10 protein-coding genes are annotated in these 9,564 nt (G+C 38.2%); 4 read left to right on the top strand and 6 right to left on the bottom strand.

Annotated elements, in window-relative coordinates; all coding sequences use genetic code 11:
• Positions 1-76 precede the first annotated feature (76 nt).
• Together KPC_RS14615 and rnhB are read left to right on the top strand one after the other, a co-directional pair.
• Entirely contained in the window at positions 77-475 is a 399-nt protein-coding gene (locus KPC_RS14615; protein ID WP_121975095.1) for a hypothetical protein, read from the top strand.
• Positions 476-529: 54 nt separating this feature from the next.
• On the top strand, positions 530-1,096 hold the full coding sequence (gene rnhB / locus KPC_RS14610; protein ID WP_121975094.1) for a ribonuclease HII: 567 nt from the start codon (positions 530-532) through the stop codon (positions 1,094-1,096).
• A 63-nt stretch (positions 1,097-1,159) separates the two neighbouring features.
• Here the strand turns inward: rnhB and csrA are convergent, their stop codons facing one another.
• The 3 genes from csrA to alaS all read right to left on the bottom strand — a co-directional run bounded on the left by csrA (position 1,160) and on the right by alaS (position 5,692).
• Positions 1,160-1,414, bottom strand: coding sequence for a carbon storage regulator CsrA (gene csrA / locus KPC_RS14605; protein ID WP_121975093.1), 255 nt, complete (start codon positions 1,412-1,414; stop codon positions 1,160-1,162).
• Positions 1,415-1,651: 237 nt separating this feature from the next.
• Positions 1,652-2,932: an aspartate kinase gene (locus tag KPC_RS14600; RefSeq protein WP_121975092.1), complete on the bottom strand. Its 1,281-nt coding sequence runs from the start codon at positions 2,930-2,932 to the stop codon at positions 1,652-1,654.
• A 66-nt stretch (positions 2,933-2,998) separates the two neighbouring features.
• Positions 2,999-5,692 (bottom strand): alanine--tRNA ligase, encoded by a 2,694-nt coding sequence (gene alaS / locus KPC_RS14595; RefSeq protein ID WP_171334510.1) that lies wholly within the window; start codon positions 5,690-5,692, stop codon positions 2,999-3,001.
• A gap of 389 nt (positions 5,693-6,081) precedes the next feature.
• On the opposite strand from alaS, the gene KPC_RS14590 reads away from it, so the two are divergent.
• Entirely contained in the window at positions 6,082-7,107 is a 1,026-nt protein-coding gene (locus KPC_RS14590; protein WP_121975090.1) for a type I glyceraldehyde-3-phosphate dehydrogenase, read from the top strand.
• A gap of 60 nt (positions 7,108-7,167) precedes the next feature.
• Here KPC_RS14590 and KPC_RS14585 read toward each other — a convergent pair whose 3' ends face one another.
• The gene (locus tag KPC_RS14585; RefSeq protein WP_121975089.1) at positions 7,168-7,464 is read right to left on the bottom strand and encodes an AzlD family protein; all 297 of its coding nucleotides are present in this window, start codon (positions 7,462-7,464) and stop codon (positions 7,168-7,170) included.
• Positions 7,461-8,204 carry an AzlC family ABC transporter permease gene (locus tag KPC_RS14580; RefSeq protein WP_121975088.1) on the bottom strand — a complete coding sequence of 248 codons (744 nt, stop codon included), beginning with the start codon at positions 8,202-8,204 and terminating at the stop codon, positions 7,461-7,463. Before KPC_RS14580 ends, KPC_RS14585 begins: the two co-directional genes overlap by 4 nt.
• 175 nt (positions 8,205-8,379) lie before the next feature.
• Here KPC_RS14580 and KPC_RS14575 point away from each other — a divergent pair, with 175 nt between their 5' ends.
• Complete coding sequence (locus tag KPC_RS14575) at positions 8,380-8,835, top strand: Lrp/AsnC family transcriptional regulator (protein ID WP_121975096.1); 456 nt, start codon at positions 8,380-8,382, stop codon at positions 8,833-8,835.
• Positions 8,836-9,119: 284 nt separating this feature from the next.
• Here the strand turns inward: KPC_RS14575 and KPC_RS14570 are convergent, their stop codons facing one another.
• Positions 9,120-9,518: a hypothetical protein gene (locus KPC_RS14570; RefSeq protein WP_121975087.1), complete on the bottom strand. Its 399-nt coding sequence runs from the start codon at positions 9,516-9,518 to the stop codon at positions 9,120-9,122.
• Positions 9,519-9,564: the final 46 nt, after the last annotated feature.

Raw genomic sequence — 9,564 nt, 5'->3', positions numbered from 1 at the left:
CACTAAATAGGATATTTTATATATGTGAATCATTAGGCAGAATAGCGCTTCTTATTTGATTGATTAGGTAAAAAACGTGAAAAAATTATTTGCTGTACTTGCTCCACTTGCAATTTCTTTAACTGCTTGTGCAACGATGGATGGAACAGGAGCAACAGGGACTACAGCAACTCAGCAGGGATCTATGACACAACAGTTAGGTTCTGCTGCATTGAAAGTTGCGATTAATGCAAAATGTACGACTGAACTTAATAACTTACCAGCATGGCAAACAGCGACCAAGGTTATGTCTGCAGAACAAAAACAAAATGTACAAAATAATATTTGTGGTTGTGTAAGTGAAAAGGCTCCTGAAAATATTACAGCTGTTGATTTGGCAACTGCGGCACTGGATGCAAATGCCCGTACCACAATTGTGAGTAATGCTGTTACGAAAACAATTAATGCATGTGTCGCTGAAGCCGTGCAACAATAATCAATTAAGCATAAAATGGCTGACTTTGTTCAGCCTTTTTTTATAGGAAAATAAATGTTCATTGCTGGTGTTGATGAAGCGGGTAGAGGTCCATTAGTTGGGGCAGTAGTCGCTGCTGCAGTTATTCTTGATCCTAATAATCCGATTGAAGGATTAAATGATTCTAAAAAGTTAACTGAGAAAAAACGTGAAAAACTTTTTATCGAAATTCAGGAAAAAGCATTGGCATGGTCAATCGCTGAAGCAACTCATGCAGAAATTGATGAACTTAATATTTTACAGGCAACATTTTTAGCAATGAAACGTGCTGTAGATGGTTTAGGCATTCAGCCTGAAAAAGTAATCGTTGATGGGAATCAAATCCCAAAAGGGATTAGCATAGCTTGTGAGGCAATTGTAGGTGGAGACGCAAGTCATGCGGAAATAAGTGCTGCCAGTATTTTAGCTAAAGTGACCCGTGATAGGGAAATGGTAGCTTTAGATGCAGTCTATCCCCAGTATGGTTTTGCTAAACACAAGGGATATCCGACCAAGGCACATTTTGCTGCAATCGAGGAGCATGGTGTGATTGACCAACACCGTCGTTCATATGCTCCAGTCAGAAGAATATTAGAAAAATAATCTTCTCAAAAACTTAAAGCGGCCTTGTGAGCCGCTTTATCTTCTCGAAACAACCATAATCTATTAACGATTATAGTTGTTTTGAGAAAAATTATCATCTTCATATGAAGGTTGATAATCTTGGTCTATGTGCTGAAGATGCTCATGCATCGCACGCTCGTGTTGAATACGTTGATAAATTTCTTCACGATGAACAGACACTTCTTTCGGAGCATTAACACCAATACGAACTTGATTGCCTTTGACACCAAGTACAGTAACACTGACTTGATCCCCAATCATTAATGTTTCTCCGACACGACGGGTCAGAATCAGCATGTTTATCTCCTTGCTAAAACGCTAAACCTGCAACGATTTTCAAAAATAAAAACACAACCTATATATCATGCCAATTTTAGCAGAATACTGTGACAAATTTATCACTTTTTTCTATTCTTTTAAAATTTTCTGATAACCTCTGAGCCTAATATAACAGAGCCACTATAGAAAAGACTATAGCGGCTCTGTGATTTTATTGCTATTTAAGGCGAATAAAAGCATGCTTTTGCTTAAAAATTATGCACGAGCGCTAGATTCACCGTGTTCACGGTCTAAACCAAAGGCTGTGTGTAATGTACGAACTGCAAGTTCGAGGTAGTTTTCTTCGATAATGACAGAAATTTTAATTTCTGAAGTTGAGATCATTAAGATATTGATACCTTCTTCAGCAAGTGCAGTAAACATTTTACTTGCTACACCTGCATGTGAACGCATACCAACACCAACGATAGATACTTTTACAATATCATCACGTGTCGCTACTTCACGAGCACCGATTGCCTGAGCGGTATTTTCCAAAATAGCTGTAGCTTTTTTCAAATCACCACGGTTAACTGTAAAAGTGAAATCAGTTGTACCATCTTCTTCAACATTCTGGATAATCATATCCACTTCAATGTTGGCATCACCAATAGGAGACAATATTTTAGATGCAATACCTGGCTCGTCAGGCACACCTAAAATAGTTAATTTAGCTTCGTCACGATTGAACGCAATACCTGAGATAATAGGATTTTCCATGTTGTCTTCCGCTTCAGTGGTGATTAGAGTCCCGACATTCTTTTTGAAATCTTCATCGAATGCGCCATCATTGTCATTATCAAAGCTTGATAATACGCGTAGAGGTACTTGATATTTTCCTGCAAATTCTACAGAACGGATTTGAAGGACTTTAGAACCTAGAGATGCCATTTCTAGCATTTCTTCAAATGAAATACGATCTACTTTTTTCGCTTTTGGTGCAACACGTGGGTCGGTTGTATATACACCATCAACATCTGTGTAAATTTGGCATTCATCAGCTTTCAATGCAGCAGCAAGTGCAACACCTGTTGTATCTGAACCACCACGACCCAAGGTAGTTGTATTACCATGTTCATCGACACCCTGGAAACCGGCAACGACAATTACACGCCCAGCGTCTAATTGCTCTGTCATGGTTTCTGTATCAATAGATTCGATACGTGCTTTGGTATATGCACTATCTGTTTTGATGCCAACTTGGCGACCAGTTAGAGATTTAGCTTCAACGCCAATAGAATTGAGCGCCATTGCTAACATGGAAATCGTCACCTGCTCACCAGTTGAAACCATTTGGTCTAACTCACGTGGGCTAGGTGTTTCGGTAATGGCTTTCGCGAGAGCGAGTAGGCGATTGGTTTCACCACTCATAGCTGATACGACCACAACAACCTTGTGACCATGATCATGCCAGCGCTTCACACGGCGAGCAACATTTAAAATGCGCTCAGGTGTACCCATAGAGGTACCGCCATATTTTTGAACGATTAATGCCATAGTTGTTCCATTTAAGCCATGACCCTGAGTAGCAAGATCAGGATCAGTTACACAAAAGGTGAAGTATTATTTTTGTTCAAGCCAGGCAGGAAGAGCTGCCATTACTTGATCAAACTTCTCGTTAAGTGGCGCGCCACCTTGTGCTAAATCTGGTTTACCACCACCTTTACCACCTAGCTCCTGGCTTAAGTGTTTGATGATATCCCCAGCTTTAATATTTGCAGTGAAGTCTTTTGCAATAGATGCGATCAAGCTAACTTTATCGCTATCAACACCTGCAAGAACGATCACTGCATTGTCTAGTTTTGATTTTACACTGTCATGAAGATGGCGAAGTGATTTTGCATCTTGACCTTGAACTGTGGCAATCAATGTCTGACGACCTGCAATATCTTTGACTTGACTGATTAAATCAGAAGCCAGGAAGTTAGCAAGTTTTTGATTTAACTGCTCGATTTGTTTTTGAAGTTGGTGTGCAGCTTCTACAGTTGCTTCAACTTTTTCAACTGTCTGATCTTTTTGAGCCTTTAATAAGCCATTGATATAGTTGATTTCACTATCAGCTTTTTGTACAGCTTCCAAGGCTTTAGTGCCTGTAACAGCTTCAATACGACGTACACCAGCTGCTACGCCACCTTCAGAAGTGATTTTGAATAAGCCGATATCTCCAGTACGTTTGATATGAATACCACCACAAAGTTCGATTGAGAAGTTTCTCTCATCTTTGATAGAACCCATAGAAAGTACACGTACTTCATCACCATATTTCTCACCGAACAACATCATTGCGCCTTTTTCTTTGGCAGCATCGATATTCAAGAGTTCGGTTTCGACAGGTGTATTTGCAATAATTTCAGCATTTACAATACGTTCAACTTGTTGAAGCTGTTCGAAACTTACAGGTTGGTCATTGGCAAAGTCAAAACGTAAAATATCACTTGCAACGAGTGAACCTTTTTGTTGTACATGTTCACCTAATACTTGGCGGAGGGCAGCATGTAGAAGGTGCGTTGCAGAGTGGTTGCGTGAAGTTGCTTCACGGATGTCAGCTTTTACAATTGCTTCAACATTTTGAGAAGCTTTCAAGCTTCCCATAGTTACGATGCCTTGATGAACAAATGCACCGCCAGATTTTTTGGTATCCTGAACTTCGAAAATACCGGTGTCGTTTTTGAAGAGTCCTGTATCACCGATTTGACCACCGCTTTCAGCATAGAATGGAGTCTGGTTCAATACGATCAGTGCTTCATCACCTTCAGTGACTTCTTCAACTTGTACACCATCTTTATAGATTGCGATGATTTGACCTTGACCAATGGTTGCATCATAACCATTAAATTGAGTTTCACCATCAACTTTTACAATGCTGTTATAGTCAACTGCAAATTTACCTGCATCACGTGCACGTTGACGTTGGGCAGCCATCTCTTTTTCAAAGCCAGCTTCGTCGATTTCAAGTTCACGTTCACGTGCAATATCAGCAGTCAAGTCAGTTGGGAAGCCGTAAGTATCATAAAGTTTAAATACGGTTGCACCAGGGATCACTTTACCTTTTAGGTTTGCAAGTTCACCTTCAAGTAATTTCAAACCTTGCTCAAGTGTTTTGGCAAATAATTCTTCTTCACGAATCAAAGTAGATTCGATCACAGCGCGGCGTTCAGCAAGCTCTGGATAGGCTTCACCCATAGCTTCGATCAAAGGTTGCAACATTTTGTAGAAGAAAGTACCTGTTGCGCCCATTTTATTACCATGACGTACAGCTCGACGGATAATACGGCGAAGGACATAACCACGACCTTCATTTGACGGGTTTACGCCATCAGCGATCAAGAAGCAGCATGAACGTGCATGGTCGGCAACAACTTTAAGTGAAGCAGGGTAGTCAACTGGTTTATCAGCTGTTTTAGCTTCACTTTCGATAGTAGTTGTATCAACGCCAATAATTTCACTGGCAGCTTTAAGCAAGTGTTGGAATAGATCAATTTCGTAGTTTGAATTAACGTGTTGCAGTACAGCAGAAATACGTTCCAAGCCCATACCTGTATCAACAGAAGGTGCTGGAAGGGGGTGGAGTACACCATCTGCAGTACGGTTGAACTGCATAAATACATTGTTCCAGATTTCGATAAAACGGTCACCATCTTCTTCTGGAGTTCCAGGCAAACCACCCCAAATATGATCTCCATGATCAAAAAATATTTCAGAACAAGGACCGCAAGGACCTGTATCACCCATTGCCCAGAAGTTATCTGATGCGTATTTTTCACCTTTGTTATCACCGATACGGATGATACGTTCAGGTGCTAAACCAATATCTTTATTCCAAATATCATATGCCTCGTCATCCGTATGATAAACAGTGACGTAAAGTTTGTCCTTAGGTAGGCCTAACCATTGTTCTGAAGTTAAGAATTCCCATGCAAATTTAAGCGCATCATGTTTGAAATAATCACCGAAAGAAAAGTTTCCGAGCATTTCAAAGAAAGTATGGTGACGAGCAGTATAGCCGACGTTGTCCAGGTCATTATGTTTACCACCTGCACGAACACATTTCTGTGATGTAGTCGCACGAGTATAGTCGCGTTTTTCAAGACCTAGGAAGCAGTCTTTAAACTGGTTCATACCCGCGTTGGTAAATAATAATGTTGGGTCGTTGGCGGGAACTAGAGAACTCGACGCGACACGTGTATGCCCTTTAGACTCAAAGTAGCTTAAATAAGCTTCACGAATTTCAGCTGACGTCATAAAACGAGTACTCACAACCAAGTCACTCCATAATTTTTGAATTTGGCAAATGCACCATTGTTTAATTAATCATCAATCAGACAATTGGTGCGGGCTTAATTTTTTAAAAACGCCAAATTATAACGGAAAAAGCCTGATCCACCAATGATTTTGGCAGGAATAAATAAGATTTATATGGATTTGGTAAAGAATCATGTTTTTCATAAATTTTAATATCTGGTAAAGCATTAATCATTTTTATATGGTTGTACGTTGCAGTTAGTCACTAACTAATAGTAATAATTAAATGGTAATAATCTAAAAACACCCTAAATCAGGATTGTTTTTGATTTCACTATCTTAACAAGGCTTAAATCAATTAACATATGGCACGTAAATGTGAGTTTCAGTTTTAAGGAACAATGATGCAACAAGTGGCAATTAACGGATTTGGACGAATCGGGCGTAATGTACTTCGAGCTTGGTTTGAAAATCCTAAAGATTTTCATTTTGAAATTGTTGCAATTAATGATGTTGCTGACGTTGAAACACTGGTGCATCTGTTTAAATATGATTCTACACATGGGCGATTTAATGGAAATGTTGAAATATTCACTGAAGATGAAAAAATTTACTTATTGATCAGCGCAGGATTATTATCATTAAAGGTTCAGGTATTAAAAGAGTCAAAGCCTGAAAAGCTCCCTTGGAAAGCCTTGAATATTGATGTTGTACTGGAATGTACTGGGTTGTTCCGATCACATCAAGCTGCCAGTGGCCATATTATTGCTGGTGCTAAACGGGTCATAATTGGTGCAGCGCCATTTGATACGGTAGATGCAGCTATTGTTTATGGTGTAAATCATGCCGATGTAAAAGCGACTGATAAAATTATTTCTGGTGTTTCTTGTACCACTCAAGCATTGGTTCCTTTGGTTAAAATAATTGATGACGCTTTTGGGATTGATACAGCATTAATGACGGAAATTCATGCTGTGACTGCGGATCAGTCTGTTCTGGATCATGCACATCGTGATCTACGTCGGGCAAGGGCTTCGGGTCAAAATATTATCCCCACAACATCTTCGGCATTGGGGGCTTTAAAACGGGTAATGCCGAAAATGGAAGATCGGATTGATGGATATTCAATTCGTGTTCCCACAATCAATGTTGCTGCAATTGATCTAACTTTTATTACTGAATCCCCGATTACTGTACATTTGATTAATGAAATTTTGGTCAAAGCTGCAAAAAAAGATTATGCAGATATCATGTCTTATACAGATGAACCTTTAGTGTCTAGTGATTTTAACCATTCACCTTATTCACTTATTGTTGATTTGACACAAACCATGGTTGTTGGGCATCAAGCCAAAGTTTTCGCCTGGTATGATAATGAGTGGGGGTATGCAAATAGATTACTTGATCTGTGTGAGTCATTTAGTGATTAAAACTGGGGTAGTCCCTAGCAATGTATGAAAAGTTCTTGAAGTCTATATACGTTTTGATGCCTAAATGAAATATCTTAATAGTCCTGTTGCGGCAATGCTTATGATAACAGTAGGTAACAAAGATAAATAAGTTGCGGCTAATAAAGTAATCACCATCGCTAATAGGTTGGCAGGGTTATCTGTGACAAAGTAAGGTGCGATTACCGAGATCAGGACACAGCCAGGAACGATCTGTAATATACGCTGGGATCGAGTAGTTAATGTTTTATTTTTTAGCAATAAATAGCCTAAAATACGCGTTAAATATGTCGTTGCTGCAATACAGATAATCGCGACTAATGTTGAATAGTGGATCATTTTTCATCTCCAATCAAAAAGAAAGCAGATGCAATGCCAGAAATAGCTCCAACGAGCACATACCAGCCTTGTGGTAAAAATTTATAAGCGAGAGCAGCAGCAAGTAAGCTGACTAACCAGGGACCAGCAGCTTTGAATCCTTTCCACATTCCTCGTAATAAAACAAGAAATACTGCTGGAAACGCCATATCAAAACCGAATTTTGTAATATCACCTAAGATTGAACCAATTCCGACCCCTAATGTTGTAAATACAACCCACATCACATATAAAGCAAAACAAAGACCAGTATAGAATCCAAGGCTTAGACCTTGATATGGATTTTGGGGATTACGTTTTTGGGCATCAGTCAGACTCATTGCCCAGCTTTCATCGCACATAAAAAAAAGCATGGTTAGGGCTTTACGGTTAGGTAGATGTCGTATAAAAGGAGCTATAGTTGCTCCCATTAAAAGATGACGACTATTTACCAGAAAAGTAATGAGCATAAGAAACAAAATATTCGGTGGGTTGCTCCAGACTTCTAAAATGGCAAATTCCGAACCGCCAGCAAAGTTTAATCCTGTTAACAAAGGTACTTCTAGTATTGAAAATCCTTTATGAGATGCTTGTGCACCAAGCACCAGAGCAAAAGGAATGATGCCTAACAAAACTGGAATAGAGACTTTAACACCCCGTAAAAATTCTTTAAAATCTGAAGAATAGTTCAAATCTTTAATCGTATTTTTAAAAGCAAACATAGCTTCTATCCAAACTGAATATACGGGGAGAATAGTATTTATGGGTAGGTATTTTATGCTTGTTTTGGAGCTATATGTAGCTAAATTTAGCGTAAATATTATTTAATTTGATATTAAATTCTAAAAATATTAGAATTTAAGCATTAATAATTCAAAACAGGGAATAAGTATGAAACTGGATCAGATGGATAGACGTATTTTGCAAGAATTACAATACAATGGCAAATTGCAAAATAATGAGTTGGCAGCACAAATTGGATTATCACCATCACCATGTTTACGTAGGGTAAAGCAATTAGAGGAAAGTGGTGTTATTGAAAAATATGTAGCTTTGGTTGATCCAAATCAAGTGAATTTAAAACTTACGGTTTTCGCGCGTATCTGGTTAAAAGGTCAGGATGAAAATACAGTCAATCATTTTATTGACTCGATTAGGGATATGCCCGAGGTTGTGGAATGCCAATTGATGGCAGGGGATTGTGATTTTTTTCTTCGTATTGTCGTGTCTGATTTGGAAGCTTATCGAAATTTTCAAATCAATCATTTGAATAAAATATCAGGAATCCAGAATGTGAAAACAGAAATACCACTGCAAAAAATCAAGCAAACTACAGTCTTACCCTTGATATAACTGAATCATCGGTTTTTTAACAATCTGATCAAGATATAGCATTCAGAATCTGAAACTTTTGGTGGATTTCAGTTGATTCCATGTTTTTTGTGCGCATAGCAAGACGGTAGAATGGTATTGTTTACTCTGAACTAAAGATGCTACTGCCATATTAAAATGCTTTCTAAGTACTGGATCTGGAAAATATTTAAATAGCATGATGTGAAGAGGATGGAATACTCTGTTTGCCAGAGTATTCCATGGTTAGTAAATGAAGATCTTATGATGAAGTAGGTGTTCCAAATTTATCTATATTGGATAAGTTGATTGTTATTGAATCTTAACCAATAGTTATCTGAAACATCAGGAGGTTTTTTCCATGCGAATATTTCAATATCTGGTACCAAATGTTTTAAAAATTTTAAAATTAAATTAATCAGCTCCTTATCTGTTGGCTCGTGAACGAAATGGCAGACTGAATATCCCATTACACGATAGATCGTTATAGGGCTTAAGTCGAACTCAATATTTTTAACTTGAGTGATTAGACTTTCAGCCAGGTTTATGCCTTCTTCTTGATTAATATGATCTGCAACTTCTTTGAATGTATCTGCATGACCAAAATGTGTTTGAAATAGAAAATCTATTTTATTCATAATTTCAGGATCAGCATGTTTATAGTAAATACTGCTGTATGATTTCATAGTGTCTCCCGAGATATATGTTTATTTCAGAGAATATGATTAAACT

The sequence above is a fragment of the Acinetobacter stercoris genome, from assembly GCF_900323515.1.
GTDB lineage: Bacteria > Pseudomonadota > Gammaproteobacteria > Pseudomonadales > Moraxellaceae > Acinetobacter > Acinetobacter stercoris.
The sequence above is the reverse complement of the archived record's forward strand: the minus strand, read 5'-3'. Positions and strand labels throughout refer to the sequence as shown.

Excerpts from the sequence above, each read along its gene's own strand:
- KPC_RS14585 (WP_121975089.1), bottom strand. The coding sequence starts at position 7,464 with ATGATCCACTATTCAACATTAGTCGCGATTATCTGTATTGCAGCAACG.
- KPC_RS14570 (WP_121975087.1), bottom strand. The coding sequence starts at position 9,518 with ATGAAATCATACAGCAGTATTTACTATAAACATGCTGATCCTGAAATT.
- rnhB (WP_121975094.1), top strand. The coding sequence starts at position 530 with ATGTTCATTGCTGGTGTTGATGAAGCGGGTAGAGGTCCATTAGTTGGG.
- KPC_RS14590 (WP_121975090.1), top strand. The coding sequence starts at position 6,082 with ATGCAACAAGTGGCAATTAACGGATTTGGACGAATCGGGCGTAATGTA.
- csrA (WP_121975093.1), bottom strand. The coding sequence starts at position 1,414 with ATGCTGATTCTGACCCGTCGTGTCGGAGAAACATTAATGATTGGGGAT.
- KPC_RS14600 (WP_121975092.1), bottom strand. The coding sequence starts at position 2,932 with ATGGCATTAATCGTTCAAAAATATGGCGGTACCTCTATGGGTACACCT.
- KPC_RS14580 (WP_121975088.1), bottom strand. The coding sequence starts at position 8,204 with ATGTTTGCTTTTAAAAATACGATTAAAGATTTGAACTATTCTTCAGAT.